Here is a 26259-nt window from a genome sequence, read left to right on the forward strand (position 1 = left end):
CGAAGGCGCCTTGTCGGCGCCGTGATCCCTGCCCAACATGCCGTAACGGCAGGAGCCTTGACGTGACGCGCGATCCTTTCAACGCCCCTCATCCGGCGATGCCTTCAACCCGCCGGGCCTTCCTTTTCGCTGCGGCGGCGAGCCTTGGCAGCCTCGCGCTCGGTGGCGACGCCGGCGCCCAGGTGGCCAAGCAGCGATTCGAGGCCTGGGTGGTGACGTTCCAGTCCCGCGCCCGGGCCAAGGGCATCTCCGATGCCGTCTATGAGCGGGTGATGGGCGGGCTGCGACCCGATACCTCCGTCTACGCCAAGGACAGCGCCCAGCCAGAATTTCGCGAGCAGCTCTGGCAATATCTCAACCGCCGCATTTCTGACTGGCGGCTGATCACCGGCCGGGCGGCGGCGAAGGAGAACGCCGCGCTGATGAAGCGCCTGCAGAAGGACTTCGGCGTCGAGCCGGACGTGCTGCTCGGCCTGTGGGGCATGGAAAGCGCCTTTGGTGAGCTGGTGCTGGACGAGGACCACATGAAGCCGGTCTTCCCCGCGTTGGCGGCGCTGGCCTGGGGCGAGCCGCGCCGGCGCGCCTATTGGGAAACCGAGCTGCTCAACGCCCTCGCCATCGTCCAGCGCGGCTGGGCCAGCGCCGACGAGATGCTCGGCTCCTGGGCCGGGGCGATGGGGCACACGCAATGGATGCCGGAAGTCTGGCTCAATCTCGGCGTCGACTATGACGGTAATGGCGCGCCCTCGCCCTATAGCGTGCCGGACGCGCTGGCGGGCTCCTCGCTCTACCTGATCAAGCGCGGCAAGTACCAGCGCGGCCTGCCCTGGGGCTTCGAGGTGCGGATGGACGGCGTGCCGGAGAAATACGCCGATGCCAAGGCGTGGCGCACCGTGGCGGAGTGGAGCAAGCTCGGCGTGACGCCGGCCGGCGGCGGGCGCTTTTCGCTGCCCAAGGCGCGCGCCCGGCTGTGGGCGCCGGTGGGGCCGGAAGGCCCGTGCTTCCTGCTGACGCAGAATTTCTACGCCGTGCGCAGCTACAACCCGTCGATGAACTACGCCCTCGCCGTCTGCCATCTCGGCGACCGGGTGCTGGGCGGCGATCCCTTTATCACCCCCTTCCCGGGCGGCGAGCGCCCGCTGACCCTGGCCGAAATCCAGGACGTGCAGCGCCGGCTGACCCGTGCGGGTTTCGACACCGGCGGCGTCGATGGCCGGGTCGGCAACATGACCATGCGGGCGGTGGCGAATTTCCAGCGCAAGATGGGGGTGGAGCCCGACGGCTATGCCAGCCTTGAAGTGCTCGCGGCGCTGCGCGGGGGACGGTAAGCGATTTGATCGCGTCATCCCGGCCGCAGCGAACCGGAGAGCCGGGATCTTTCCCATCGCGACGAGCGATCCCGGTTCGGCCTATCGGCCGTCCGGGATGACGGAATGGCGACAGGAGCTTGACCTCCAGGCCTTTTGTGCCTATGCACCCGACCACGCGCGGGGCTGGAAACGGCCCCGTGTCGTGTTTCACGCACCCGTGGGTCGGTCCGGCGCGTTCGGACCATCCTGTCGGCTCCCGAAATGGGGGTAGAGGAGGGGGCGCGATCCAACCCGCAACGATATGCGAGAGGACCAGCGCATGAGCAAGCGCATTTCGGCCAAGCACAAGCTTGACCGTCGTATGGGCGAAAACATCTGGGGTCGCCCGAAGAGCCCCATCAACAAGCGTGAATACGGCCCCGGCCAGCACGGCCAGCGCCGCAAGGGCAAGGTTTCCGACTTCGGCGTGCAGCTGCGCGCCAAGCAGAAGCTGAAGGGCTATTACGGCTCGATCGGCGAGAAGCAGTTCTATGCGGTCTATGTCGAGGCCTCGCGCCTCAAGGGCGACACCGGCGCCAACCTGATCGGCCTGCTCGAGCGCCGTCTCGACGCGGTGATCTACCGCGCCAAGTTCGTCCCCACCGTGTTCGCCGCCCGCCAGTTCGTGAGCCACGGCCACATCAAGGTGAACGGCCGCCGCGTCAACATCCCGTCCTACCAGGTGAAGGTCGGCGATGTGATCGAGGTCAAGGAAGCTTCCCGCCAGCTCGTTCTGGTGCTGGAAGCCGTTGCCTCCGGCGAGCGCGACACCCCGGACTATCTCGAAGTTGACCACTCCAAGATGACGGCCAAGTTCGTCCGCATCCCGGAGCTCAACGAGGTGCCCTATCCGGTCGTGATGGAGCCCAACCTCGTCGTCGAATTCTATTCGCGCTGATCCCTCATCGGATCGCGAGAAACGAAAAGCCGCCCGGTTGGGCGGCTTTTTTGTTGGGCGGGCGTCGGGGCGGCTTCCCCATGAGGATGCCAGCATCCGCCGCATGAGCGTCCTGCCGCTGGAGCCGAATGACGAGGGAGCCATCCAGCGTGCCCGCCACAGGACACTTGAAACCACCGCCCCGCTGTGGTCGATGGTGCCGGCGTCAGCATGCCCGCTGCGGCACCCTGATCAGCAAGGTCCGCGCCGGGCGGCACGCTGACGGCCAAAGACAGCCTCACCAGCTGGTGGGACACGATCTGGTTAATGGAAGTGAAGTGCACATGAGTGGAAATAAAGTGAGCGTCATCCGGAAGATCTGGCGCGCGCCGCAGCTGAAGGTCATCGGTCTGCCTGTCGCGACACTACAGTTTAACGGTGGCGCGGGGGATGCCACCACCGGCAGCTGAGGTGCCTCTGGCGCGTCTGCCCAAGGTCCCGGGCGGGTGTTCCACAGCCGCCCTTGTGTGTCACACGGTCGTCTTCACCGTGCCTCTGCGAACTTCCCGCAAGCTGGCCGGGTCACGCGGGCTGTATCCAGCTCTCTCGTACAAAAAGCCGCCCGGTTGGGCGGCTTTTTTGTTGGGCGGGGCGGCCAATATGTCTCACTCCGTGGCTGGCAACCGCGGCGCAGATGGAATGCGCCGCCGCTTTTGCCTGAGGTGGAGAGAGTGTTCCAACCCGCACAACACGAAGCTGTCTTCTTCCGCAATCGTGGTTCGAATGTTGCGAATGCTCTCTCCTGACCTTACACGCCGTGCAATGGCGAGCGCTCGATCGGATCGCTGAAGGGCCTCGGCCCGCCAGATGTCCAGCCATCGACGGTTAGAGGGCCTCGGTGTTGGTAAAGATAGGCCAGCCCCGGTGCTTACCAGCGTGCAGAAGTGGTCGAACGAGCCGGTGGGTGCATCTATCGCCCAACGGATGCTGCACAGCCGTACGGTCAAATCCCTATCGTGAAGGCATTTTGCCAACGCGTCGGCGATCCTCGCATCGTACAGGCGCGTATCTGTCACGAACTTTACGAAGGCGCGGCGGCAGTCGGAGAGGTTGTCATCGGCGAAGCCGACAATAGCCTCGTACAGCGCCTCGTGAGCGGTTGCGGCTTCCTCAATGAGGAAGGCTGCCCGGCTCCGCGCGGCACTGCTTTCCGATTGCATCAGCGCGACCAACAGCGGCAGATCGATGCCTGCCCTGCAGCGCTTGATGAGTTCCCAATCGGCTTCGTATCGCGAGTCGGGGTCGCACGAGGGCGACGCACCTTGGGCGATCAGTTCGGCGGTCGAAACGCCGGAGATTGCGCTGGGCATGCATACAGCCCGCGAGCGCACGGGCGATTAGAGCAAAAAGCCCCGCCACTCGAACACGAATGGCAGGGCTTTGCAATGTTTGGCCTCGGACAGCCCGCTGTCAGAAAGCTCCAGCCGCAGTAGAGTCAGAAACCTCAGGCCGTCGCCTTGCCCATCACCGGGACGCCCTTCTCTTCCAGCAGCGTCTGCAGCTCGCCGGACTGGTACATCTCGCGGACGATGTCGCAGCCGCCGACGAACTCGCCCTTGACGAAGACCTGCGGAATGGTCGGCCAGTTGGTGTATTCCTTGATGCCGGTGCGCATCTCGTCGGAATCGAGCACGTTGATGCCCTTATAGTCGACGCCGAGCAGGGCGAAGACCTGCGCCACCTGGCCGGAGAAGCCGCACATCGGGAATTGCGGCGTGCCCTTCATGAACACGACGACGTCGTTGCTCTTCACCTGGCTGTCGATGAAATCCTGAATGCTCATGGCGTGCCTTTCGCCCTTGCGGGCCTCACGAGAGGGGGTCGTGGCGGCGCGGGTGGGGGGCGCCGGCCGCCTTCAGTCGGGTACATTGGTCTGAAGGGCGAGGGCGTGCAACACGCCGCCCATCTGGCCCTTCAGCGTCGCATAGACCATCTGATGCTGCTGCACGCGGCTCTTGCCGCGAAAGCTCTCGGCGATCACGGTCGCGGCATAGTGATTGCCGTCGCCGGCGAGATCGCGAATCTCGACCGAGGCGTCCGGCAGGCCTTCCTTGATCAGCCTCTCGATTTCGGCTGCTTCCATTGCCATCAGACAGGCTCCCTCACATCAAGCCCGCGCCCATATAGATGGGCAGCCAGGCCTCGTGCCGCTCGCGCAGCGCGTCCACTACAATTGGGCGCTCGCCCGCGATATGCAATCGGTCGCCGCCTGTTGTGCCGAGCTTGGCGACGGGGATGCCGGCCAGTTCCGCCCGGCGCAGCACCAGCGCCTTGGCGCTGCTCTCCACCGTGACGATGTAGCGGGCCTGGTCCTCGCCGAACCAGAAAGCGAAGGGGTTCATGTCCGGCGGCGGGGCGGCGAGGTTGGCACCGATGCCTGACGCCAGCGCCATTTCCGTCAGCGCCACCAGCAGGCCGCCATCGGAGACGTCATGCACGGCGGTGACGAGGCCGTCATTGATCAGCCCGCGCACGAGGTCGCCGGTCTTGCGCTCCAGCGCCAGGTCGACGGGCGGCGGGGCGCCGTCCTCGCGGTCGAGGATTTCCGAGAGGAAGGCGGACTGGCCGAGCCAGCCCGTGGTGGCGCCGAGGACGAGAATGGTCTCGCCATTGGCCTTGAAGTCCAGCGTCGCCATCTTGGCGATGTCGTCGAGCACGCCGACGCCGCCAATGGTCGGGGTCGGCAGGATGCCGCGCCCATTAGTCTCGTTGTAGAGGCTGACATTGCCGGAGACGACCGGGAAGTCCAGTTCCAGCGCCGCCGCGGCGATGCCGCGCAGGCAGCCGACCAGCTGGCCCATGATCTCGGGCTTTTCGGGATTGCCGAAATTAAGGTTGTCGGTCAGCGCCAGCGGCCGGGCGCCGACGGCGGTGATGTTGCGCCAGGCTTCCGCCACCGCCTGCTTGCCGCCCTCGAACGGGTCGGCCTCGCAATAGCGCGGGGTGACGTCGCAGGTCATGGCGAGGCCCTTGGGGCCGTCTTCCACCCGCACCACCGCCGCGTCGCCGCCCGGGCGCTGCACGGTGTTGTTCAGGATCAGATGGTCATACTGCTCCCAGATCCAGCGCTTGGACGCGAAATCGGGCGAGCCGATCAGCCGCTCCAGCGCGCCGGGAAGGGTGGCGGTGATGTCGAGCGCGGCGGGGTCGATGCGCTGCTGCTTGGGCGTTTCCACCCAGGGGCGGTCATAGAGCGGGGCCTCGTCGCCCAGTTCCTTGATCGGCAGGTCGGCCTTGATCTCGCCCTTGTGGCGGACGACGAAGCGCAGCGTGTCGGTGGTGTAGCCGACGATCGCGAAGTCGAGGCCCCATTTGAGGAAGATGGCTTCCGCCTGTTCTTCCTTGCCGGGCGCGATCACCATGAGCATGCGCTCCTGGCTCTCCGAGAGCATCATCTCATAGGCGCTCATGCCGGTTTCGCGGCAGGGCAGCTTGTCGAGGTCGAGCTCGATGCCGAGGTCGCCCTTGGCGCCCATCTCCACCGCCGAGCAGGTGAGGCCGGCCGCGCCCATGTCCTGAATGGCGACGACGCAGCCCGCCTCCATGATTTCCAGGCACGCCTCCAGCAGCAGCTTCTCGGCGAAGGGATCGCCGACCTGCACGGTGGGGCGCTTTTCCTCCGCGCCCTCGCCGAACTCGGCCGAGGCCATGGTGGCGCCGTGGATGCCGTCGCGGCCGGTCTTCGAGCCGAGATAGACCACGGGCAGGCCGACGCCGGTCGCCTTGGCGTAGAAGATCTTGTCGGCGTCGGCGAGGCCGACCGCCATGGCGTTCACAAGGTTGTTGCCGTCATAGCGGGTGTGGAAGCCGACCAGCCCGCCCACGGTGGGCACGCCGAACGAATTGCCGTAGCCGCCAATGCCGGCGACCACGCCCGCCACGAGATGGCGGGTGCGTGGGTGCTTGGGGTCGCCGAAGCGCAGCGCGTTCAGCGCCGCGATCGGGCGCGCGCCCATGGTGAACACGTCGCGCAGAATGCCGCCGACACCCGTACCGGCGCCCTGATAGGGCTCGATATAGGAGGGGTGGTTGTGGCTCTCCATCTTGAACACGGCGGCCTTGCCGTCGCCGATGTCGATGACGCCGGCATTCTCGCCCGGGCCCTGGATCACCCAGGGCGCCTTGGTCGGCAGGCCGCGCAGATGCAGGCGCGAGGATTTGTACGAGCAATGCTCGTTCCACATCGCCGAGAAGATGCCGAGCTCGGTGAAGGTCGGCTCGCGGCCGATCAGCGTCAGGATGCGCTCATACTCGTCGGGCTTGAGCCCATGCTCGGCGACGAGTTCGGGGGTGATTTTCGGTTCGGAGGGGATCATGCGAAGGCCGTCATTCCGTTACGCGGTCGGGCAGGGCGGGCGAGGTCACGCCTTTTCCAGCGCGCCGACGAGGCTCTCGAACAAAGCGCGGCCGTCGGTCGGGCCGACCAGCGGGTCCACATGGTTTTCGGGGTGCGGCATCAGGCCGAGCACATTCAGCTTCTCGGAGACGATGCCGGCAATGGAATTGGCGGCGCCGTTCAGCACCTGCGCGTCGTCGCGGTGCCCGTCCGGCATCACATAGCGGAACAGCACCCGGCCTTCCTCCTCCAGCCGCTTCAGCGTGGTGGCATCGGCGGTGTAGTTGCCCTCGCCATGGGCGACGGGATAGCGCACGATGGCGCCCCGTGCGTAGCGGCGGGTGAAGGGGGTGTCGTTGCGCTCGACCTTCAGCAGCGCCTCGCGGCAGATGAAGCGCAGCCGGGCATTGCGCACGAGCACGCCGGGCAGCAGGCCGCTCTCGCACAGGATCTGGAAGCCGTTGCAGATGCCGAGCACCAGCCCGCCGCGCGCGGCATGGGCGCGCACCGCCTCCATGATCGGGGCGCGGGCGGCGATGGCGCCGCAGCGCAGATAGTCGCCATAGGAAAAGCCGCCCGGCAGGACCACGAGGTCGGTGCCCTGGGGGAGCGCGGTGTCGGCGTGCCAGACCATGGCCGGCTTGACGCCCGACACCATGTGGAGCGCGCGTGCGACATCGCCCTCGCGGTTGGAGCCGGGAAAGACGAGGACGGCGGATTTCATGGCGTCAGTCCACGAGCTCGATGCGGTAGGTTTCGATCACCGTATTGGCGAGCAGCTTCTCGCAGGCGTCCTTGAGGGTCGCCTCGGCCTTGGCCGCATCGCTGGTGTCCAGCTCGACATCGAAGACCTTGCCCTGGCGGACACTGGAGACGCCGGGGACGCCGAGCGAGCGCAGGGCGCCCTCAATGGCCTTGCCCTGCGGATCGAGCACGGCGGATTTCAGGGTGACGAGGACGCGCGCCTTCATGGATCACTCTCGGGCAGGTTCGTGCGACAGAAGCAGCGGAAAAAACAGAAACGGGGGCTTTGAGGCCCCCGCCTACCATTTGGCCGCGAACGGCTCAATGCTGGAATGCGGAATGGCTGACCCGAGGGCAGCGCATCGCGCATCCGGCATCATCACTCTTCGGGTTCGGACTTCACCAGAACCGGGCCGCCCGTCTGGACGCGCTCGTTCTCGGACATGATGCCGAGGCGACGGGCGACTTCCGAATAGGCTTCGACCAGCCCGCCCATGTCGCGGCGGAAACGGTCCTTGTCGAGCTTGTCGTTCGACTTGATGTCCCACAGCCGGCAGGAATCCGGGCTGATCTCGTCGGCGACGACGATGCGCATCATGTCGTTTTCCCATAGGCGGCCGCATTCCATCTTGAAGTCCACAAGACGGATGCCGACGCCGAGGAAAAGGCCGGAGAGGAAATCGTTGACGCGGATCGCCAGGGCGATGATGTCGTCGATTTCCTGCGTCGTGGCCCAGCCGAACGCGGTGATGTGCTCTTCCGACACCAGCGGGTCGTTGAGCGCGTCGTTCTTGTAATAGAACTCGATGATCGAGCGCGGGAGCTGGGTGCCTTCTTCGATGCCGAGACGGGTCGACAGCGAGCCGGCGGCGACATTGCGCACGACGACTTCCAGCGGGATGATCTCGACCTCGCGGATGAGCTGCTCGCGCATGTTCAGCCGCTTGATGAAATGCGTGGGGACACCGATCTCGTTCAGTCTCAGGAAGACATATTCCGAGATGCGGTTGTTCAGCACGCCCTTGCCGTCGATGACATCGTGCTTCTTGTTGTTGAAGGCGGTGGCGTCATCCTTGAAGTGCTGGATCAGGGTGCCGGGCTCAGGACCTTCATACAGGACCTTCGCCTTACCTTCATAAATGCGGCGGCGGCGGCTCATGGGTGGGTACCGTCGGTTGAGGAAGTCCATTAGGATGCCGGGGCTCCGGTTCCGGGTTCACGGCTGGGGGCGCCGCACGTCTGCGCGAACTCTCGGCGCTCTGACGATTCGTCTCGCATTGGTGCTGACACCCACGCGCGGACACTAGCCCATCGGGGGGGCGGATACAAACGCCGCCACGCGCTACCGCGCCAGAGGTGCCGGCCGGTGCGGCGTCATCCACCGCGAAGCGATGCCGGTGAGCGTCACATTGCCGTAGGGCAATGCGCGCGGCGTCGACGGCGTTGATTTGGAACCGGGGTCGCGATAATCAAGCCCACGCTTTTACCGAGACACGGGGCGATCACATGAGCACGTTCGACGAGCGCGGAGATGCGTTCGAGTCCAAGTACGCCCACGACCAGACCCTGCGCTTCAAGGCGATGGCGCGGCGCAACAAGGCCCTCGGCCTGTGGGCGGCCGAGAAGCTCGGCCTGACGGGCGAGGAGGCGAGCGCCTATGCCGGCTCCGTCGTCGCGGCCGATCTGGAAGAGGCCGGCGACGAGGACGTCTACCGCAAGCTGAAGGCCGACTTCGACGCCAAGGGCGTCGATGTTTCCGAGCACCGCATCCGCCGGACCATGGACGAGCTGCTGGCCGAGGCGATCGAGACACTGAAGAAGGACGGCTGACGCTTCGCTCCAGCTGCCACGAGGCACGAGCGCCGGCCGGTGACACCCGGCCGGCGAGGCATTACCGGCCGGCCCAGCTCGCGCGCCGTGCTGCCCATGGCGGGCCCGTTCGCCCCGCCCGGCAAGACCCTTTCCCTGTAGCTCTCTCCCGCCTGCCGCCCCGCTTCGGATGCGGGACGCAGGCGCCCGCCCACCGTCTCGCCGGCTGCGGCCCAGACGCCTGCGCGGCCCGCGCTGCCGGCAGTCGATAGGTAATGCAACCAATTTCGCCCGATTCGATTGGTACCGAGGATGGATATCGATCGGGTCCGCCGGGAAACGTGGCCTCAGGCGCTCCCGCAGGGAGGTTCACATGCAAAAAATCTTCAAGACGCTGGCACTCGCGGCCAGCCTGCTCGTCGGCGGAGCGGTGTTCACTGCCGCGTCGGCGGCCGTGGTGACGCGCGATCTCAATGTACGCAGCGGCCCGGGGACAAATTATCGTGTCATCGGCACGCTGCCGGGCGGCACGCGGGTCGCCGTGGGTGGCTGCCGCGGCAATTGGTGCCAGGCGGCCGGTGGCTGGGTGAGCGCCAACTATCTCGCCGGCGGCAACCAGACTGTGATGGTCAACCCCAACTATGTCGCTGACGATGTCGCGCTCGGCGTCGGCGCCTTCGCGCTCGGCGCGGTGGCCGGCTCGGCCTGGGGGCCGGGCTGGGGCGGTTATTATGGCCCCGGTCCCGGCTGGGGCTATTACGGTCCGGGCTGGCGCCCGCGTCCGGTGTGGTGGGGCCGTCCGGGCTGGGGTCCGCGCCCGGGTTGGGGGCCCCGTCCCGGCTGGGGTCCGCGTCCGGGCTGGAACGGCCCGCGCCCCGGTTGGGGACCGCGTCCCGGTCGTCCGGGCTGGGTGGGTCCGCGTCCGGGTCGCCCGGGCTGGGGAGGTCGTCCCGGCTGGGGCGGGCGCCCCGGCATGGGTCCGCGTCCGGTCATCGTTCGCGGCGGCGGCTTCGGTGGCGGCCCGCGCGGCTTTGGCGGGCGGGGCGGCTGGCGCTGAACGTCAGCCCTTAGCGTTCAAGAAAAAGGCCGGGGAAACCCGGCCTCTTTTTTTGGTGCGTTCAACTGCGGCCGAAAACCCGCTGGAAGATCGTATCGACATGCTTGAGGTGGTAGCCGAGGTCGAACTTCTCGGCGATTTCCTCTTCCGACAGATAGTTGCGCACATCCGGGTCGGCGGTGAGCAGCGTCTGGAACTCGCCCTCGCCGCGCCAGACCGGCATGGCGTTGCGCTGCACGAGGCGATAGGCGTCCTCGCGGCTGGCGCCCTTCTGGGTCAGCGCCAGCAGCACGCGCTGGGAATGTACCAGCCCGCCGAGGCGGTCGAGGTTCTTCTGCATGGTCTCGGGATAGACCAGCAGCTTCTCCACCACGCCGGCCAGCCGGTTCAGCGCGAAGTCGAGCGTCACCGTGGCGTCGGGGCCGATCATCCGCTCCACCGAGGAGTGCGAGATGTCCCGCTCGTGCCAGAGCGCCACATTCTCCAGCGCCGGCGTGACCATGCCGCGCACGAGGCGGGCGAGGCCGGTGATGTTCTCGGTCAGCACCGGGTTGCGCTTGTGCGGCATCGCCGAGGAACCCTTCTGGCCGGCGGAGAAGAACTCCTCGGCCTCCAGGACTTCCGTGCGCTGCAGATGGCGGATCTCGATCGCCACCCGCTCCATCGAGGAGGCGACGACGCCGAGCGCGGCGAAATAGGCGGCGTGGCGGTCGCGCGGGATGACCTGGGTCGAGACCGGCTCCACCGTCAGCCCCATCTTGGCCGCGACATGTTCCTCCACCCGCGGGTCGATCTGGGCGAAGGTGCCGACCGCGCCTGAAATGGCGCAGGTCGCCACTTCCTCACGCGCCGCGACAAGGCGGGCGCGGTTGCGCTGGAACTCGGCATGGGCCTGGGCGAGCTTGAGCCCGAAGGTGGTCGGCTCGGCATGGATGCCATGCGAGCGGCCGATGGTGGGGGTGAGCTTGTGCTCGAAGGCGCGGGTCTCCAGCGCCTTCAGCAGCCGGTCGACATCGGCGATGAGGATATCGGCGGCGCGCACCAGCTGCACCGAGAGGCAGGTGTCGAGCACGTCCGAGGAGGTCATGCCCTGATGGACGAAGCGCGCCTCCGGGCCGACGATCTCGGCCAAATGGGTGAGGAAGGCGATGACGTCGTGCTTGGTGACGGCCTCGATTTCGTCGATGCGCGCGACATCGAAGGTCACGTCCTTCGCCATCTCCCAGATCTTCGCGGCGGCTTCCTTCGGCACCACGCCGAGCTCGGCCAGCGCGTCGGTCGCGTGCGCCTCGATCTCGAACCAGATGCGGAAGCGGGTCTGCGGCTCCCAGATGGCAGCCATTTCGGGGCGGGTATAGCGCGGGATCACGGGCGGGCTCTTTCGTCGTGGGCCGGGGTCAGGCGCGGCATTAGCAGGGCGTCGGACCGCACGCAACCAAACCGGGCTGTCTGGGCGTCGGCAACTATTTAGTGTATTTAGTTACCCCTCAACTAGGGGGGGTGAAATGGGTTTCGACATAAAGGGACACAGGCTCCGTCGGGACGGCGAAAATGTGCGCTTTGTCAGCACGCCCAATCAGGGTGGCAAGGTGCAGCCGCTCTATCTCATCATGCACTACACGGCGGGGCCGGCCGCGGAGGGGGCGATCAGCTGGCTGGCGAATCCGGCGGCAAAGGCTTCGGCGCATCTCGTCATCGACCGCGACGGCACGGTCACGCAGATGGTGCCGTTCGACCGCGTTGCCTGGCATGCCGGCAAGTCGCGCTGGCAGGACCTGGAGGGCATGAACAGCTATTCGATCGGCATCGAGCTGGTGAATGCGGGCAAGCTGAAGAAGGTCGGGGGCAAATGGGTAAGCTGGTCCGGCAATGTCATTACCGATGCCGACGTGATGGAGGCCACCCACAAGAACGAAACCAGCCCGGCCGGGTGGCACACCTATCCGCAGGCGCAGATCGAGGTGGCGATCGACGTCGCGGTCGCGCTGAACAAAAGCTACCGATTTCTCGACGTGCTCGGGCATGAAGATGTCTCGCCCAAGCACAAGGTAGATCCTGGTCCGGCCTTTCCCGTGGGGAGTTTCGAGTCCCGCGTGATCGGCCGCGCCTGAAGGCTCACACCAGCTCGCCGCGCGCCCGCAATGCGGCGCTGCGGATGGCGTCGATATTGCCGGCATAGGCGTCCGCGCCGCCCTTGAACACGGCGGAGCCGGCGACCAGCGCGTTGGCGCCGGCCTTGATGCAGGCGGCAGCGGTGTCCTTGGTGACGCCGCCGTCGATTTCGATATGGATCGGCCGCTCGCCCACCATCGCGGCCAGCTGGACCACCTTGTCCATGACCGAGGGGATGAAGGCCTGGCCGCCAAAGCCGGGATTGACCGTCATCACGATGATGACGTCGATCAGGTCGAGCACATGTGCCACCGCATTCGCCGGGGTGGCGGGGTTGAGCGCGACGCCGGCCTTCTTGCCCAGCGCCCGGATCGCCTGCAGCGAGCGGTGCAGATGCGGCCCGGCCTCGGCATGGACGGTGATGTGGTCGGCACCCGCCTTGGCGAAGGCTTCCAGATACGGGTCCGCCGGCGCGATCATCAGATGTACGTCGAAGGGCTTGGTAGAATAGGGCCGCACCGCCTTCACCACGTTAGGGCCGAAGGAGATGTTGGGCACGAAATGCCCGTCCATCACGTCGATATGGATCCAGTCCGCGCCGGCGGCGTCGACCGCGCGCACTTCCTCGCCAAAGCGCGCGAAGTCGCAGGCGAGGATGGAGGGGGAGAGGATCAGCGGGCGTGTGGTCATGGCGCGGGGCTCCGGCTGTTTGCCGGGGCGTAGCATCAAGGCGCCGGGGCGGCAATGCCGTCCCGGCGTTCTCCAGGGCTCAGAGGCCGCAGGAGGCGGAGAGCGTGCCGGCCGGCACCGTGGCGCCGCCGATGGCGAAGACCTGCCCGCCGGTCTGGATCAGCTCGGTGCCGGACCATTGGCCGGCATCGGCCGAGCAGGGGGCGGGGACATCGGTGGTGGCGATGTCGCCGGAAATGTCCTGGATCGGGCCCGAGACATAGACGGCGGAGCTGCCGCTGCCGCTCACCTCGACATCGGTGAAGCTCACCCCCGTCACCGGGCCGCCGGCGAAGCCATAGGCGTCGCCGTAGAAATAGACGCCATAGCTGCCGGGATTGACGATGGTGACATTGGTGAAGCGGATGTCGCTCGACGGGTTGAGGAAGATGCCGGAGCGGTAGGTATCCTCGATCCAGGCATTGGACACCGCGATGTCGGTGGTCTCGCCCGGCAGGTTGAAGGAGGAGGCGAACATCAGCCCGTTAATGCCGCCCTTCAGCGTCAGGTCGTCGAGCGTGGCATGCGAGGTCTTCTGCAGCACGATCAGGTCCATCGAGCGCTCCATGGCGGAGTTGTCGATGCTGACCGAGCGCAAGCTGGCGCCGTCGACGCCGACCAGCAGGATGCCCTCGCGGCGGCTGTTGACGATGGAGAGGTTCTCCACGGTGAGGTTGCCGCTCTGGCCGGTGATGGTGTTCTCCCAGTCGATCTCCTCATACTGGCTGCCGACGAAGAGGCCGTAGGTGACATTCTCCATCGTCACGTCGCGGATCGTCAGGTCCTCCACCGCCAGCGCGGCGATGCCGGCATTGCGCACCACATTGGGGTTGAAGATCGACCATTCGCATTCCGTGTTGTTCTCGCAGAAGGCGAGGTTGTGGATACGGGTGGCGGCGATGGTGGCGCCGGAAACGCTTTCCAGCGCGATGCCGTGCTCTTCGGTGCCGGAGATATCAAGATCGCGCATGACGATGTTGGAGACGCCTTCCGCCACCACGCCGGAGCGGCCGCCACGGAGGGCGAGCGAGGCCACCGCGCTGCGGTCGCCGTCGAGGGAGAGCACATCGTCGAGCGGGTCGGTGCCGTTCAGCGTCGCCGCCGGCAGGGCGTTGCGGAACACCGCCGTGCCGCCGCTCACCGCGCCGCGCACGGCGAGCGCGCCGCCGCCGCCGAGCAGATACTGGTCGGTGCCGAGCGAGACGGTGGAATCGACATCGACCGTGCCGGAGGCCAGCACCAGCGCGCCATCCCCGGCCGTCACCAGCCGGGCATTGATGGTGCCAGCATCGTCGCCGGCGCCGATCGCGACCACCCGGCCGGCAACCGCGCCGGTCTCGGTATAGACCGCCGCTTCCGCCGCGCCGGTGGCGCCGACATGGGTGCGGATCGCGTCCGAGCGCTCGACCCGGCGGTAGAGCGGATCATAGGGCGCCTGGCCAGAGGTGTCGCCGAGCGGCACGCGCAGCCGGGCGAGGAAGATGCCCTGCGTGTCGTACTGCTCGTCATAGGTCAGGCCGGCGACAAGGGTGAGGCGCGAGCCATTGCCGAAGGCGGGAAGGCCGGCGCGCGACAGTTCCACCCGGGCGGAGACGCCCGGCGCGTCCTCGACACCCTCGCCGGTGTACCAGTAGCCGCCGGCGAAGAGCTTGATCTGGGTGAGATCGTCCGGGGTGAGGAAGGGCAGGCGATAGCCGATCTCGCCGTCGAAGCCCTGCAGCGCGGTTTCCTCGCCAGCGCGGAACACCAGCCTCCCGGCTTCGATCAGCGCGGCATTGGCACTGGCCAGCGCCGCCTCGATGTCGCCGACCGGGAGATAGCCATTGGCGCGCAGCTCCCAATCCTGGCTCAGCGCCTCGACGCCGACGCCCAGCTGGGTGAAGCCATTGTCGTACTGGCTGTTGAGATAGTCGAAATAGCCATTGAAGCCGTAGACCCAGCCATTCTCGTGCCGGAAGCGGTAGCCGAGGCCGACCGAGCCCTGCTCGATCTCCTGCTCGCTGCCGAAGCTGGCGCGGGCATCGAGGAACAGCAGCCTGTCCGTGTCGCCCAGCATGGGCAGGAACAGGTCGAAGCTGCCAAAGGCTTCGTCTCCAACGCTGCCGAGCGTGGCTTCCACCGAGGCGGGGGAAATGCCCCGCGGGTCGGCCATCGCCGGCAGACTCACCGTTGCCGCGAGCATCACGGGAAATACGGCGCGTCTCATGTGCACTCTCCTGGGAATGTGTCGGAGCGTTTCCGAGCCCCGACCCAGCGCGTGCGATAGCACCTCTTTCCGCCACAAAGAACGACGAAAGACTCTAAGTTATTGATAACAAATGTATCTTAGAATTATTCGTACTCTAATGAAGCCTTGCTCGACAAGCGTCTCAGGCAGGAGCTGCGGGCCGCACGGGACGTTGCGGAACTCCCTTATTGCCGTGCGGGGGGAAAAGGCGTCCCATTACCGCAGCGAATCCGCTGCGCGCGAGGCGGCGCCGGAGGCGTGGTCCTGAGGAGGGAAATGTCATGATGAAGAAGAGCGTGCTTGCCGCGCTGGCGGTGCTGTCCACCGCCGGTCTGTTCGGCATGGTGCAGGAAGCCAGCGCCTGGCGCGCCGCCGGTTGCGGCGGACGCGGTTGTGGCGTTGCGTGGGGCGGTGGCTGGCATGGCCCCGGCCATTATTACGGCCCTGGCCGCTATTACGGCCCGGTGCCGCGCGGTGGCGGTGTGGTCGTGGTCAATCCGCGCCCCTATTGGCCGCCCGGCGGCGCGGTCGCGGCCGGTGCCGCCCTCGGCTTCCTTACCGGCGTTGCCGCCGCCAATCTCGCCGGCCCGCCGCCGCAGCCGAACTATTGCTGGTTCTACACCAACCCGCAGCGCACCCAGGGCTTCTGGGAGCCGTGCCCCTGATCCTCGCCTGACAAAAAAGGGCGGCCGGAACATGCCGGCCGCCCAAGGGGAGGCAAACCCGACCGGCACGACCCGGTCGGGCTCGTTCACGAGAGCGGGGCGAGGCCCGCGCACTCGTGCCGACGCTCGCGCGTCGATTTCGTTGCGGCCGGCGCGGCATGGCGCCCGTGCTGTTCCTAAGCGGGCACGTCGTCGCGCCCGCTTCGCTTCATGAAGGCTGACGCGGCATCCCGCGCCTGGATCACTTCATCCAGGCGTCGACCTTGGCCTTGTTGGCGGCGACCCAGGCCTTGGCGGTGGCGGCCGGATCGGCGCCGGGCTTGTTGTTCTCGACCATCACCTTCTGCTCGTCGTCGAGCGACAGGCTGAAATTGTCGAGGATCTTGTAGGCCTCGGGCGCCTCTTCCTTCAGCTTGGTGGAGACGATGGTGTTGACCGTCTCCTCGCCGCCGAACACGTTCTTCGGGTCGGCGAGGTACTTCAGGTCCCACTCGGCGAACATCCAGTGCGGCGTCCAGGTGGTGATGACGATCGGCTCCTTCTTGGAATAGGCGTCCTTGAGCGCGGCGACCATGGTGGCGTCCGAACCCTCGACCAGCTTCACCTTCAGGCCGTATTCCTTGATCGCGTTTTCCGAGGCCTTCATCAGCCCGGCGCCGGGGTCGATGCCGATGACCTTGCCGTCGAACTTGGCCGGGTCCTTGTTGATGTCCTCGATCGAGGTGATGTCGACATAGGTCGGCACGGCCCAGCCGATCTTGGCGCCGGACAGGTTGGGGCCGAGATTGACCACCTTGTCCTTCAGCTTGGCGTTGTAGGCCTCATGCGTCGCCGGCAGCCAGCCGGCCACCATCGCATCGGCCTCGCCGGTCGCCACCGCCTGCCACATGGCGGCGCCGGAGAGCGGCACGAGCTTGACCTTGTAGCCGGCCTCTTCCAGCACCGTCTTGACGATGTTGGTGGCGACCACGGTGTCGGACCATTCGACATAGGCGAGGGTGAGGTCCTTCTTCTCCGCCTGCGCGGCACCGGCGGCAAGGCCGAGCGCGGTGGCGGCGACGGCCGCGGTCTTCAGGAACTTGGCGAGGAATGCCATTGCGTTTCTCCATTCCGAGGGTTGTGAGGTCGGAAGTCTCGATCTGCTTCCGTTGGCGAAGGGTTCAGCCCTGCTGGCGGTCGCGCCGCATATGCCGGGCGATGTGCTGGGTGATGCGGTCGAGGATGACGGCGAGCACGACGATGGCGATGCCGGCCTGGAAGCCCTGGCCCGCCTCCAGCCGTTGGATGGCCCGCCACACCTCGCCGCCGAGCCCGCCGGCACCGATCATCGCGGCGATGACGACCATGGAGAGCGCCAGCATGATGGTCTGGTTGACGCCGGCCATGATGGTGGGAATGGCGAGGGGCAGCTGGATCTTGAACAGCTTTTGCCAGCGGCTGGAGCCGAAGGCATCCGCCGCCTCCACCAGTTCCGGCGGCGTCTGCATGATGCCGAGCGCGGTCAGGCGAATGGTCGGCGGCATCGCGAAGACGATGGTGGCAAAGCAGGCCGACACCGCCCCCAGCCCGAAGAACGGGATGGCGGGGATCAGATAGACGAAGCTCGGCATGGTCTGCATCATGTCGAGCCCCGGCCCGACAACGCGCCAGAACCGCTTGCTCAGCGCCGCCGCAATGCCGATCGGAATGCCGATGGCGAGGGCGAACGCCGTCGACACCAGCACCAGCACCAGCGATTGCAGCGTTGCCCGCCACAGTTCGAGGTTCCACAGAAAGGCGAAGCCGAGCACCGTGCCGAGGGCGATGCGCCATGTGGTCAGCCGCCACACCAGCAACCCGCAGGCGATGATGACCAGCCAGGGCGGCAGGCCGACGAGAAAGTCGGTCGTCGTCTCGATGGCGGTGCCGACCACCGCGCTCATCGCGCGGGTGACGCCGGAAAAGTGCTCCGTCGCCCAGTCGAGCGCGATGTCGCACCATTCGGCGAGGGGAATGTGCGGGATGTCGAACTCCATCATTCCCTCCCGTCAGTGCGCCGTCTCGACCCGCCGCCGCGCCAGGGCGGCGATGAGGTCGGCATTGGCGATGACGCCGAACAACTCGCCATCCGGCCCGGTCACGGCGATCTCGCCGCGCCCGGAGGCGAGGCGGGCCACCGCCTCGTTCAGCGTGGCGCTGCGCGGCACGCAGGCGTCGCGGTCGCTCAGCAGCAGGCGCAGCTCGGTGGCGCCGGCGCGGCGGAGCGTGTCGGCATCCACCGTGCCCTGGAAGCGCCCCATCTCGCAGACCACGGTCACAACGGGCTCGCCGGACTGGGTCAGGATCGCCAGCGCCTCGTCGGCGCTGCTCTGCCAGGGACGGACGGCCACCGGCGGGCGCATGGCATCGCCGGCGGTGACGACCCCGAGCACGTCGATATGCTCGACGAAGCGGCGCACATACTCGTCCGCCGGGTCGGCGAGGAAATCGGCGGCGGTGCCCTGCTGCACCACGCGCCCGTCCTTCATCAGTACGATCCGCCCGCCAAGCGCGATGGCCTCGTCGAGGTCGTGGCTGACGAAGACGATGGTCTTCTTCAGCCGCTTCTGCAGCGCCACCAGTTCCTGCTGCATGTCGCGGCGGATCAGCGGGTCGAGGGCGCTGAACGCCTCGTCCATCAACAGCACGTCCGGGTCCAGCGCCAGCGCGCGGGCGAGGCCGGCGCGCTGCTGCATGCCGCCGGAAAGCTGCGAGGGAAAATGCTGGTCCCAGCCCTTCAGCCCTACCGTCTCGATGGCCGCCATCGCCTTGTCGCGCCGGGCGGCGGGCGGCACGCCCTGCACCTCGAGGCCGTATTCGACATTGCGCTGGATGGTACGGTGGGGGAACAGCGCGAATTGCTGGAACACCATGCCGAAGCGGGTGCGGCGCAACTCCATCAGGTCGCGCTCGCCGAGCGCGGTGACATCGGTGTCGTCGATATGGACCGAGCCGGCGGTGGGCTCGATCAGCCGGTTGATGCAGCGCAGGCAGGTGGACTTGCCGGACCCCGAAAGGCCCATGACGACGAGAATCTCGCCCTCGTCGACGTCGAAGGTTACATCCTGCAGGCCGATGACCGCGCCGGTGGCCTTCTGCACCTCGTCGCGATTCTTCCCGGCCTGCAGCAGCGGCAGGGCGACGTGCTGCTCATCGCCGAAAATCTTGGTGAGGCCGCGAACCCGGATGCGTGGCTTTTTCTCGCTCATGCGCTCCCCTCATTATTGAGGTGAGTGTCAAACGCATGGCTGCCATGCAGATTGGACAGATGCGACAAGCCGGGCTGCAAACACGACAGTAAAGGTGCAGGCACGGCGAGCGAAGATGACGGCGACGAAGCAGGCAAGGCGATAGTCAGCGATCTTGTCCTCTGTCTGACCCGGAGGCGGGCATCAGTTGGGGATCAGGGGCCATGCCCCCAGCGATCGCGCCAAGCGGGAAGTGTTCCCGGCTGCGGAAGGGCGATCGCCTCGTAAACCGCCCGGGCACAGGCGCGGGCAAGGGTTCGAACCACTGTGTCGCCGATCAGTGCGAGATCGAAAATCGGATCGGCGAGGGGTTTCTTGCTCGTGGCCGCGGCGAAAATCGTGTCGCCATCGAGCGGTGAATGGACCGGCCAGATGGCGTGTGCATACCCATCATGGGCCATTACCGCAAGCCTTTTGCACTGCGCCTTGGTGAGAACCGCGTCGGTGGCGACGATGGCGATGGTGGTATTGGCCCCCGGCGGCAGCCCCTTCAGCGGTGGCCGCGCCGGTAGCGGCGGCAGCGGATGGGGCAGGCCGAGGCCGCCGAATTCGCCCGCCTGCTCAAAGGGCGCCGCCCAGAAATGCGCTCCGCCGGGGAAGTTGGTGGCGCCGCAGGCGTTGACCGCCACAAGGGCGCCGACGGTGTGGCCAGTGGGGGCGATCATTGAGGCGGAGCCGAGCCCGCCCTTGAGGTCCACCGTCGTCGCCCCGGTGCCGGCGCCCACCGTGCCCAGCGGGAAATCGAGCCCGGCCGCGTTGGCGGCGGCATAGCCGAGATCGCGATAGGGCGGGAAGCGGCCCCAGTTCTTGTCGCCGCCATTGATGAGGTCGAACAGCACCGCCCCGGGCACGATCGGCACCCGTGCCTCGCCGACGGGAAAGCCGATGCCGCGCTCGGCCAGCGCCGCCGCCACCCCGCCGGCGGCATCCAGCCCGAAGGCGGAGCCGCCGGAGAGGGTAAGGGCGTGGATGGCGCCCACCGTCTCGTCGGGCGCCAGCAAATCGGTCTCGCGCGTGCCCGGCCCGCCGCCGCGCACATCGACCGAGGCGACGGTGGGTTCGTCGAACAGCACGACGGTGACGCCGGAGGCCAGGACCAGATCGGTAGCATTGCCAACCGTCAGTCCGGCGACGTCGGTGATCAGGTTACGCATGGGATCCTCGTTCTCGGCGCATCACGTTTCGGCGCATCACATCACGGGTAGAGGCCAAGCCGCCGCATTGCGCAAGCCGGTATGGCGGTGCATTGGGAGGCTTCGGACAAGGCTAGGGTTGCTCATTTCATGGCTGACGTCACTCTTCCGGCCGCCTTCCTGGCCGGCATCGCCAGCTTCGCCTCCCCGTGCGTGCTGCCGCTGGTGCCGCCCTATCTGTGCTATCTCGCCGGGACCAGTCTCGACCAGATCACCCACAAGGCGCCGACCGATGCCGCCGCGCGGCGCACGCTGGGGGCGGCGGCGCTGTTCGTCGCCGGCTTCTCCACGGTGTTCGTGGCGCTGGGGGCGGGCGCCTCGGTGGCGGGGGCGTATCTGCGGCTGTACTCGCAGGAACTCGCCATGGTGGCGGGCGTCGCCATCCTGCTGATGGGCCTGCACTTTCTCGGCATTCTGCGCTTCGGTTGGCTGACCCGGACCAAGCGGGTGCATGTCGACGCGCCGACTACCTTCCTTGGCGCCTATGTGATGGGGCTGGCCTTCGCCTTCGGCTGGACGCCCTGCATCGGCCCGGTGCTGGCGGCGATCCTCGCCGTGGCGGCGAGCGAGCAGACGCTGACCCATGGCGCGGGGCTGCTGGCGGTGTATTCCGCCGGGCTCGGCGTGCCGTTCCTGGCGGTGGCGGCGATGGCGCGGCCGGCGCTGGGGGTGCTCGGCCATGCCAAGCGCTACCTGCCGGTCATCGAGAAGGTGATGGGCGCGCTGCTGGTGCTGACCGGCATCGGCTTTCTCTCCGGCTGGATGGCGCAGGTGAGCTACTGGCTGCTGGAGACCTTCCCGGCGCTTTCCGCTTTCGGCTGAGCGGCATCGGGCCTTTCCCGCGCTGCCTTCCCTGCATCGTGCAAAGAAAAACCCGCCGGATCGCTCCGGCGGGTTTCGTCTGTTCGCGGTGAAGGCCGGTCGCCGCGCCACAGGGGACGCGGCGGTTCGGCTCACATCTGCGAGTAACCGCCGTCCTTCCAGACGTACAGCACGTAGTCGAGGGTGGTGCGGTCGCCCTTCTTGTCGAAGATCAGGTCGCCAAGAACGGTCTTGAAGGTCGCGCCCGAGTGGATGTACTCGGCCAGCTTGGCGTTATCGAGCGACTTGGTCGCCTCGGCAGCCTGCTGGAACACCTGGCCGGCGGCGTAGGTGTAGAGCACGTAGCCTTCCGGATCGATGCCCTTCTTCTTGAACTCGGCGACGACCGCGGCGGCCGCCGGGCTGTTGCGCGGGTCGGGACCGAAGGTCATCAGCGTGCCGGCGGCGCCCGGACCGGCGATGGTCCAGAACTCCTTGTCGGTGATGCCGTCGCCCGAGAACAGGACGGTGGTCATGCCCTGGTCGCGCATCTGGCGCACGAGCAGGCCGGCTTCGGTGTGCAGGCCGCCGTAATAGAGCACGTCGACATTGGCGGCCTTCAGCTTCGACACGAGCGCGGAATAGTCCTTCTCGCCCGGGTTGATGCCTTCATAGACCACTTCCGTGACGCCGGCGGCATTCATGGCTTTCTGGGTCTCGTCGGCAAGGCCCTTTCCGTAGGGGGTCTTGTCGTGGACGATGGCGACCTTCTTGTCCTTCAGGTTCTTGGCGATGTAGTCGCCGGCGACGGCGCCCTGCTGGTCGTCACGGCCGCAGACGCGGAACACGGTGGTGAGGCCGCGCTCGGTGAAGGTCGGGTTGGTCGAGGCCGGGGTGAGCTGGAGGATGCCGGCTTCGGCATACTGCTCCGAGGCCGGGATCGACACACCGGAGTTGAAGTGGCCGAGGACGACCTTGACGCCGTCGGAGATGAACTTGTTGGCGACCGACACGCCCTGCTCGGGCTTGGAGGCGTCGTCGCCGATGATCAGCTCGACCTTCTCGCCGAGGATGCCGCCCTTGGCGTTGACGTCAGCGGCCCACTGTTCGGCGCCGTTCTTCAGCTGGGCGCCGAAGGTGGCGTTCGCGCCCGTCATGGGGCCGCCCACGCCGACCTTGATCTGCGCCGACGCCGGAGCGGCCAGCGCCGCCATGGCGCCGAGCGCGAGGCCGGCAATCAGAAGCTTCTTCATGAACGTCTCTCCTGGTTCTGGAAGGGTGGAAAGCACGGACTTTACGGCTCGGCGGCTGTCCCCCGGGCCGATATCATGCCTTTTTCGATGCTCTTGTCGACGAGCAAGCGAAACATGGTGACGGCGCCTGTCAGGACCCGCCGGAACGGGTGCCGGCGCCGCCTTCGAGCCAGCCGAAGAACCCCGACTGGCGGTAGATCCAGCCATAGCGGGTCGCCATCTGCCGCGCCCGCTCGGCACGGAAGCCGAGGGTGGCGATGGCGACCAGGAAGGCCGTATCGGTGAGGAAATAGTGCAGCGAGAGCAGCGTGCCCTCGAACAGCGCGAAATGGAAGAACCGCACCACGCAGCCCAGCAGCAGCGCATAGAGCACCGCCTGCCGGTAGGGCCGCCAGGTTGTGGCGATGGAGCGGCCGGTCAGCCATGCCGCGCCGCCGCCCAGAAACAGGGAGACCAGCACGAAGTCGGCGCGCGACACCTCGACCACCAGCTCGGGCCTGAACGCGGCCGAGAGCAGGACGAGGGCCACCACCAGCAGCGGCAGGGCGACGGCGAGGCTGGCCGAACTGCCCTTGGAAACGAGGGTGCCGGAAACGGGTGCCATCAGTGCGCCCCTCCTTCGAGATAGGCGGCGCGCACTTCCGGCCGCTCCAGCAATTCGCGGCCCTCGCCGGAGAGGGTGATGGCGCCGTTGACCAGGACATAGCCGCGATGGGCGAGCTTGAGCGCGTGGAAGGCGTTCTGCTCGACCAGGAACACGGTGAGCCCTTCCGTGCGGTTGAGCTCGCGGATGGCGTCGAAGATCTGGCGCACCACCAGCGGCGCGAGGCCGAGCGAGGGCTCGTCCAGCATCAGGAGGCGCGGCCGGCTCATCAGCGCCCGGCCGATGGCCAGCATCTGCTGCTCGCCGCCCGACAGCGTGCCGCCGCGCTGGTTGATGCGTTCCTTCAGCCGCGGGAACAGCACGAAGACCTTTTCGAGGTCGGCGTCGAAATGGGCGAAGCCATCCACCGCCGCGCCCATCTGCAGGTTCTCGAACACGCTCATGCGCGGGAAGATGCGCCGCCCTTCCGGCGACTGCGCGATCTTGAGATGGGCGATCTCGTGGGTCGGCACCTGGGTGATGTCGCGGCCCTCGAACAGGATCGAGCCCTCGCGCGGGCGCGGCTGGCCGAAGATGGTCATCATCAGCGTCGACTTGCCGGCGCCGTTGGAGCCGATCAGCGTGACGATCTCGCCCTTGTAGACGTCCACATCGACGCCGCGCAGGGCCATGATGTTGCCGTAGAAGGTCTTGACGCCGCGCACCTGCAGCATCGGCGCGTCGGTGCGGGCCGGCGTGGCGAGGGCGGGCGTGGTGGCGGTGAGAGTCTCGCTCATGCGCCCGCTCCCGTCGGGTTGGTGTCCAGGTGAAGCTCGGCCTCGACCTCCTCCACCGCGTCCTCGTCGACGCCGAGATAGGCGGCGATGACGCGCGGGTCGTTCTTCACCGCCTGCGGCGTGCCGTCGGAGATCTTGGTGCCGTAGTCGAGCACGACTACATGGTCGGAAATCTCCATCACCACACTCATGTCGTGCTCGATCAGCAGGATCGAGGTGCCATGTTCGGCGCGAATGGCGCGCAGCAGCGTGTTGAGTTCGAGGCTTTCGCGCGGGTTGAGGCCGGCGGCGGGCTCGTCGAGGCAGAGCAGGATCGGCTCCGAGCACATGGCGCGGGCGATCTCCAGCCGGCGCTGGGCGCCATAGGGCAGGTCGCCGGCCGGGTCGTCGGCGCGGTCGGTGAGGCCGACCTTGTCCAGCCAGTACTCCGCCTTGGCGGTGGCGGCCTTCTGGGCCTTGGTCCAGCCGGGCAGGCCGAACAGCCCCTTGAGCGAATAGCCCGAGGCGGCCATCAGCGCGTTGTGCTGGGCGACCATGAGGTTTTCCAGCACGGTCATGCCGGTGAACAGCCGGATGTTCTGGAAGGTGCGAGCGACCTTGGCACCGCCCGAGACCAGGTAATCCGGCATCCGCTCCAGCAGGAACACGCCGGCGTCGCGCCCGACCAGCGAGCGCTCGCCGATGCGCGTCACTTCGGCGATCTCGCCGGGCGTCGGCGCGCGGCCATGCGCCAGGATCAGACGGCCCTCGCTCGGCTTGTAGAAGCCGGTGATGCAGTTGAACACCGTGGTCTTGCCGGCGCCATTGGGGCCGATCAGGGCGGTGATGTCGCCGCGCCCGACCTTGAAGCTGAGGTCGTTGACCGCGATCAGGCCGCCGAAGCGCATGAACAGGTGTTCGACGATGAGGATGGGGTCGGCTTCCCAGCGCGGGAGGCCGTTTGCGGGAGAGGTTGCCATCAGCCGTGGCCCTCCTTCACGAGATCGCCCGATACCGCCTTGCGTTCCTTGAGGAAGATCGTCGGGTCGCGGGTGGAGACGAGGCCGCGCGGCTTCCACACCATGATGGCGACCATGGCGAAGCCGAAGATCAGCATGCGGTAGAGGCTGGGGTCGAAGTCATTGCCGAAGATCTGCGTCAGGAAGCCGAGATTGCGCAGCATCTCCATGCCGCCCATCATGACCGCCGCCGCCACCGCGACGCCGATCTGCGAGCCCATGCCGCCGAGCACGACGATGGCGAGGATCATCGCCGACACGTCGAAGGTGAAGCTCTCCGGGCTGACGAAGCCGGCGCGCACGGCGAAGAAGCAGCCGGCGAAGCCGCCGAACATCGCGCCGGTGGCGAAGGCGGACAGCTTGGTCGTCGTGGTGTTGATGCCGAGCGAGCGGCAGGCGATCTCGTCCTCGCGCAGCGCTTCCCAGGCCCGCCCGACCGGCAGGCGGCGCAGGCGCACGGTGACGAAGGCGGTCAGGAGCGCCAGCGCCAGGATGACGAAATACAGGAAGACGATGCGGTGCATCGGGCTGAAGGGCAGCCCGAACAGCGCGGCAAAGCCGTCCGGCCCGGCATTGAAGGGAATGCCGAAAAAGGTGGCGCGCGGGATCGAGGCGATGCCCGCCCCGCCATTTGTGAAGTCCACCCAGTTGATCAGCACCAGGCGGATGATCTCGCCGAAGGCCAGGGTGACAATGGCGAGATAGTCGCCGCGCAGCCGCAGCACCGGAAAGCCCAGGATCATGCCCCAGACGCCGGCGAAGATGCCGGCCATCGGCAGGCAGATCCAGAACGCCCAATTGGCCCAGAAGGTGGCGCCGAACAGGCCGGCGAAGAAGTCGTTGATCGGCGCCGAGGTGGCGAGCAGGGCATAGGTGTAGGCGCCCACCGCGTAGAAGGCGACATAGCCGAGATCGAGCAGGCCGGCGAGGCCGACGACGATGTTCAGCCCCCAGCCAAGCATCACATAGGTGAGGATGAGGATGCCGAGATCGATGAGATAGCGGCTCTCGTTCAGCCCGCCGAGCGAGAAGATGGCGATGGCCGGAAACAGCACGGCGAAGGCCAGCAGCGCCGGCTTGACGCCGGGGCCGATGAACGTTCCGGCCCGGTCGAACAGGGTCGGGCCGGTGTGGGTGGACGGCTTGCGGTTCGGCGACCACAGGGTGAGGTTCAGCAGCAGCCGGCCGAAGAAGATGATGCCGACCATGATAGCCAGCAGCGAGGGCCGGTAGGCCAGCCCCAGCGCGCCGTCGATGATGACGGTTTCGAACCCGATGAGCGGGCCGAACAGGCCCAGCGCGATCAGGCCCGCGATCAGCGCGTCCTTGAAGGCGGGGCCCAGCACGGGGATGGCAGCCGCGGGCGGAGCGGTTTCGGCGGTCTGGACAGCCATGATGCGCGA

Annotated in this window: 26 protein-coding genes; 7 read left to right on the forward strand and 19 right to left on the reverse strand. The window is 67.1% G+C overall.

Features of this window, described 5'->3' with window-relative positions; genetic code table 11:
* Positions 1-98 precede the first annotated feature (98 nt).
* Entirely contained in the window at positions 99-1328 is a 1230-nt protein-coding gene (locus BLO63_RS02330) for a lytic murein transglycosylase (RefSeq protein WP_425284316.1), read from the forward strand.
* 301 nt (positions 1329-1629) lie between these two features.
* Entirely contained in the window at positions 1630-2247 is a 618-nt protein-coding gene (gene rpsD, locus BLO63_RS02335) for a 30S ribosomal protein S4 (RefSeq protein WP_091436402.1), read from the forward strand.
* Positions 2248-2891: 644 nt separating this feature from the next.
* Here the strand turns inward: rpsD and BLO63_RS02340 are convergent.
* The 7 genes from BLO63_RS02340 to purC form a co-directional block, all read right to left on the reverse strand.
* On the reverse strand, positions 2892-3596 hold the full coding sequence (locus tag BLO63_RS02340) for a hypothetical protein (protein ID WP_091436403.1): 705 nt from the start codon (positions 3594-3596) through the stop codon (positions 2892-2894).
* A 134-nt stretch (positions 3597-3730) separates the two neighbouring features.
* A complete protein-coding gene (gene grxD, locus BLO63_RS02345; RefSeq protein WP_018391434.1) occupies positions 3731-4069 on the reverse strand; it encodes a Grx4 family monothiol glutaredoxin in 339 nt (112 codons plus the stop codon).
* 72 nt (positions 4070-4141) lie between these two features.
* Positions 4142-4375: a BolA family protein gene (locus BLO63_RS02350; RefSeq protein WP_018391433.1), complete on the reverse strand. Its 234-nt coding sequence runs from the start codon at positions 4373-4375 to the stop codon at positions 4142-4144.
* A gap of 13 nt (positions 4376-4388) precedes the next feature.
* Entirely contained in the window at positions 4389-6602 is a 2214-nt protein-coding gene (gene purL / locus BLO63_RS02355; protein ID WP_091436405.1) for a phosphoribosylformylglycinamidine synthase subunit PurL, read from the reverse strand.
* Positions 6603-6647: 45 nt separating this feature from the next.
* Positions 6648-7346, reverse strand: coding sequence for a phosphoribosylformylglycinamidine synthase subunit PurQ (purQ, locus tag BLO63_RS02360; RefSeq protein ID WP_091436406.1), 699 nt, complete (start codon positions 7344-7346; stop codon positions 6648-6650).
* Between the two features lie 4 nt (positions 7347-7350).
* The gene (gene purS, locus BLO63_RS02365) at positions 7351-7593 is read right to left on the reverse strand and encodes a phosphoribosylformylglycinamidine synthase subunit PurS (RefSeq protein WP_091436408.1); all 243 of its coding nucleotides are present in this window, start codon (positions 7591-7593) and stop codon (positions 7351-7353) included.
* A gap of 152 nt (positions 7594-7745) precedes the next feature.
* A complete protein-coding gene (purC, locus tag BLO63_RS02370) occupies positions 7746-8555 on the reverse strand; it encodes a phosphoribosylaminoimidazolesuccinocarboxamide synthase (protein WP_026221476.1) in 810 nt (269 codons plus the stop codon).
* Positions 8556-8872: 317 nt separating this feature from the next.
* On the opposite strand from purC, the gene BLO63_RS02375 reads away from it, so the two are divergent.
* Positions 8873-9196: a DUF1476 domain-containing protein gene (locus BLO63_RS02375; RefSeq protein WP_091436409.1), complete on the forward strand. Its 324-nt coding sequence runs from the start codon at positions 8873-8875 to the stop codon at positions 9194-9196.
* Between the two features lie 352 nt (positions 9197-9548).
* Positions 9549-10232: an SH3 domain-containing protein gene (locus BLO63_RS02380; RefSeq protein WP_091436411.1), complete on the forward strand. Its 684-nt coding sequence runs from the start codon at positions 9549-9551 to the stop codon at positions 10230-10232.
* A gap of 61 nt (positions 10233-10293) precedes the next feature.
* Here BLO63_RS02380 and purB read toward each other — a convergent pair whose 3' ends face one another.
* Positions 10294-11601 carry an adenylosuccinate lyase gene (gene purB / locus BLO63_RS02385; RefSeq protein ID WP_091436412.1) on the reverse strand — a complete coding sequence of 436 codons (1308 nt, stop codon included), beginning with the start codon at positions 11599-11601 and terminating at the stop codon, positions 10294-10296.
* A 136-nt stretch (positions 11602-11737) separates the two neighbouring features.
* Here purB and BLO63_RS02390 point away from each other — a divergent pair, with 136 nt between their 5' ends.
* Complete coding sequence (locus tag BLO63_RS02390) at positions 11738-12343, forward strand: N-acetylmuramoyl-L-alanine amidase (RefSeq protein ID WP_091436414.1); 606 nt, start codon at positions 11738-11740, stop codon at positions 12341-12343.
* Between the two features lie 4 nt (positions 12344-12347).
* Here BLO63_RS02390 and rpe read toward each other — a convergent pair whose 3' ends face one another.
* Together rpe and BLO63_RS02400 are read right to left on the reverse strand one after the other, a co-directional pair.
* The gene (gene rpe / locus BLO63_RS02395) at positions 12348-13034 is read right to left on the reverse strand and encodes a ribulose-phosphate 3-epimerase (RefSeq protein ID WP_091436415.1); all 687 of its coding nucleotides are present in this window, start codon (positions 13032-13034) and stop codon (positions 12348-12350) included.
* 79 nt (positions 13035-13113) lie between these two features.
* Positions 13114-15279 (reverse strand): inverse autotransporter beta domain-containing protein, encoded by a 2166-nt coding sequence (locus BLO63_RS02400; RefSeq protein WP_091436417.1) that lies wholly within the window; start codon positions 15277-15279, stop codon positions 13114-13116.
* Between the two features lie 302 nt (positions 15280-15581).
* Between BLO63_RS02400 and BLO63_RS02405 the strand changes: the two genes are divergently transcribed.
* Complete coding sequence (locus tag BLO63_RS02405; RefSeq protein ID WP_091436419.1) at positions 15582-15965, forward strand: hypothetical protein; 384 nt, start codon at positions 15582-15584, stop codon at positions 15963-15965.
* 241 nt (positions 15966-16206) lie between these two features.
* Here BLO63_RS02405 and BLO63_RS02410 read toward each other — a convergent pair whose 3' ends face one another.
* From BLO63_RS02410 to BLO63_RS02425, 4 genes are all read right to left on the reverse strand, one after another.
* Positions 16207-17061 (reverse strand): glycine betaine ABC transporter substrate-binding protein, encoded by an 855-nt coding sequence (locus BLO63_RS02410; RefSeq protein ID WP_091436421.1) that lies wholly within the window; start codon positions 17059-17061, stop codon positions 16207-16209.
* Between the two features lie 64 nt (positions 17062-17125).
* Entirely contained in the window at positions 17126-17980 is an 855-nt protein-coding gene (locus tag BLO63_RS02415) for an ABC transporter permease (RefSeq protein ID WP_091436423.1), read from the reverse strand.
* A 12-nt stretch (positions 17981-17992) separates the two neighbouring features.
* Positions 17993-19192: a quaternary amine ABC transporter ATP-binding protein gene (locus BLO63_RS02420; RefSeq protein WP_091436425.1), complete on the reverse strand. Its 1200-nt coding sequence runs from the start codon at positions 19190-19192 to the stop codon at positions 17993-17995.
* Between the two features lie 194 nt (positions 19193-19386).
* On the reverse strand, positions 19387-20385 hold the full coding sequence (locus BLO63_RS02425; protein WP_091436427.1) for a P1 family peptidase: 999 nt from the start codon (positions 20383-20385) through the stop codon (positions 19387-19389).
* A 129-nt stretch (positions 20386-20514) separates the two neighbouring features.
* Here BLO63_RS02425 and BLO63_RS02430 point away from each other — a divergent pair, with 129 nt between their 5' ends.
* Positions 20515-21246, forward strand: a complete 732-nt coding sequence (locus tag BLO63_RS02430) for a cytochrome c biogenesis CcdA family protein (RefSeq protein WP_091436429.1) — start codon at positions 20515-20517, stop codon at positions 21244-21246.
* Between the two features lie 131 nt (positions 21247-21377).
* On the opposite strand, the gene BLO63_RS02435 is transcribed toward BLO63_RS02430, so the two are convergent.
* The 5 genes from BLO63_RS02435 to livM all read right to left on the reverse strand — a co-directional run bounded on the left by BLO63_RS02435 (position 21378) and on the right by livM (position 26250).
* Positions 21378-22478, reverse strand: coding sequence for a branched-chain amino acid ABC transporter substrate-binding protein (locus BLO63_RS02435; RefSeq protein ID WP_091436430.1), 1101 nt, complete (start codon positions 22476-22478; stop codon positions 21378-21380).
* Between the two features lie 130 nt (positions 22479-22608).
* Positions 22609-22968, reverse strand: coding sequence for a DUF6867 family protein (locus BLO63_RS02440; RefSeq protein ID WP_205409257.1), 360 nt, complete (start codon positions 22966-22968; stop codon positions 22609-22611).
* Positions 22969-23081: 113 nt separating this feature from the next.
* Positions 23082-23858, reverse strand: coding sequence for an ABC transporter ATP-binding protein (locus BLO63_RS02445; protein ID WP_091436433.1), 777 nt, complete (start codon positions 23856-23858; stop codon positions 23082-23084).
* Complete coding sequence (locus BLO63_RS02450) at positions 23855-24817, reverse strand: ABC transporter ATP-binding protein (RefSeq protein WP_091436435.1); 963 nt, start codon at positions 24815-24817, stop codon at positions 23855-23857. The genes BLO63_RS02445 and BLO63_RS02450 overlap by 4 nt, the downstream gene beginning before the upstream one ends.
* Positions 24817-26250 carry a high-affinity branched-chain amino acid ABC transporter permease LivM gene (gene livM / locus BLO63_RS02455; RefSeq protein ID WP_091436436.1) on the reverse strand — a complete coding sequence of 478 codons (1434 nt, stop codon included), beginning with the start codon at positions 26248-26250 and terminating at the stop codon, positions 24817-24819. Before livM ends, BLO63_RS02450 begins: the two co-directional genes overlap by 1 nt.
* Between the last annotated feature and the right edge of the window lie 9 nt (positions 26251-26259).

Source organism: Ancylobacter rudongensis, assembly GCF_900100155.1.
GTDB classification, from domain to species: domain Bacteria; phylum Pseudomonadota; class Alphaproteobacteria; order Rhizobiales; family Xanthobacteraceae; genus Ancylobacter; species Ancylobacter rudongensis.

What these genes read in the sequence shown, in the direction of transcription:
- rpsD (WP_091436402.1), top strand. Translation starts at nt 1,630, where the DNA reads ATGAGCAAGCGCATTTCGGCCAAGCACAAGCTTGACCGTCGTATGGGC.
- BLO63_RS02330 (WP_425284316.1), top strand. Translation starts at nt 99, where the DNA reads ATGCCTTCAACCCGCCGGGCCTTCCTTTTCGCTGCGGCGGCGAGCCTT.
- livM (WP_091436436.1), bottom strand. Translation starts at nt 26,250, where the DNA reads ATGGCTGTCCAGACCGCCGAAACCGCTCCGCCCGCGGCTGCCATCCCC.
- BLO63_RS02375 (WP_091436409.1), top strand. Translation starts at nt 8,873, where the DNA reads ATGAGCACGTTCGACGAGCGCGGAGATGCGTTCGAGTCCAAGTACGCC.
- BLO63_RS02420 (WP_091436425.1), bottom strand. Translation starts at nt 19,192, where the DNA reads ATGAGCGAGAAAAAGCCACGCATCCGGGTTCGCGGCCTCACCAAGATT.
- BLO63_RS02450 (WP_091436435.1), bottom strand. Translation starts at nt 24,817, where the DNA reads ATGGCAACCTCTCCCGCAAACGGCCTCCCGCGCTGGGAAGCCGACCCC.
- BLO63_RS02415 (WP_091436423.1), bottom strand. Translation starts at nt 17,980, where the DNA reads ATGGAGTTCGACATCCCGCACATTCCCCTCGCCGAATGGTGCGACATC.
- BLO63_RS02405 (WP_091436419.1), top strand. Translation starts at nt 15,582, where the DNA reads ATGATGAAGAAGAGCGTGCTTGCCGCGCTGGCGGTGCTGTCCACCGCC.
- grxD (WP_018391434.1), bottom strand. Translation starts at nt 4,069, where the DNA reads ATGAGCATTCAGGATTTCATCGACAGCCAGGTGAAGAGCAACGACGTC.
- BLO63_RS02400 (WP_091436417.1), bottom strand. Translation starts at nt 15,279, where the DNA reads ATGAGACGCGCCGTATTTCCCGTGATGCTCGCGGCAACGGTGAGTCTG.
- BLO63_RS02390 (WP_091436414.1), top strand. Translation starts at nt 11,738, where the DNA reads ATGGGTTTCGACATAAAGGGACACAGGCTCCGTCGGGACGGCGAAAAT.
- BLO63_RS02340 (WP_091436403.1), bottom strand. Translation starts at nt 3,596, where the DNA reads ATGCCCAGCGCAATCTCCGGCGTTTCGACCGCCGAACTGATCGCCCAA.
- purL (WP_091436405.1), bottom strand. Translation starts at nt 6,602, where the DNA reads ATGATCCCCTCCGAACCGAAAATCACCCCCGAACTCGTCGCCGAGCAT.
- BLO63_RS02435 (WP_091436430.1), bottom strand. Translation starts at nt 22,478, where the DNA reads ATGAAGAAGCTTCTGATTGCCGGCCTCGCGCTCGGCGCCATGGCGGCG.
- rpe (WP_091436415.1), bottom strand. Translation starts at nt 13,034, where the DNA reads ATGACCACACGCCCGCTGATCCTCTCCCCCTCCATCCTCGCCTGCGAC.
- BLO63_RS02350 (WP_018391433.1), bottom strand. Translation starts at nt 4,375, where the DNA reads ATGGCAATGGAAGCAGCCGAAATCGAGAGGCTGATCAAGGAAGGCCTG.
- BLO63_RS02380 (WP_091436411.1), top strand. Translation starts at nt 9,549, where the DNA reads ATGCAAAAAATCTTCAAGACGCTGGCACTCGCGGCCAGCCTGCTCGTC.
- purS (WP_091436408.1), bottom strand. Translation starts at nt 7,593, where the DNA reads ATGAAGGCGCGCGTCCTCGTCACCCTGAAATCCGCCGTGCTCGATCCG.
- BLO63_RS02445 (WP_091436433.1), bottom strand. Translation starts at nt 23,858, where the DNA reads ATGAGCGAGACTCTCACCGCCACCACGCCCGCCCTCGCCACGCCGGCC.
- purQ (WP_091436406.1), bottom strand. Translation starts at nt 7,346, where the DNA reads ATGAAATCCGCCGTCCTCGTCTTTCCCGGCTCCAACCGCGAGGGCGAT.
- BLO63_RS02410 (WP_091436421.1), bottom strand. Translation starts at nt 17,061, where the DNA reads ATGGCATTCCTCGCCAAGTTCCTGAAGACCGCGGCCGTCGCCGCCACC.
- purC (WP_026221476.1), bottom strand. Translation starts at nt 8,555, where the DNA reads ATGGACTTCCTCAACCGACGGTACCCACCCATGAGCCGCCGCCGCCGC.
- BLO63_RS02430 (WP_091436429.1), top strand. Translation starts at nt 20,515, where the DNA reads ATGGCTGACGTCACTCTTCCGGCCGCCTTCCTGGCCGGCATCGCCAGC.
- BLO63_RS02425 (WP_091436427.1), bottom strand. Translation starts at nt 20,385, where the DNA reads ATGCGTAACCTGATCACCGACGTCGCCGGACTGACGGTTGGCAATGCT.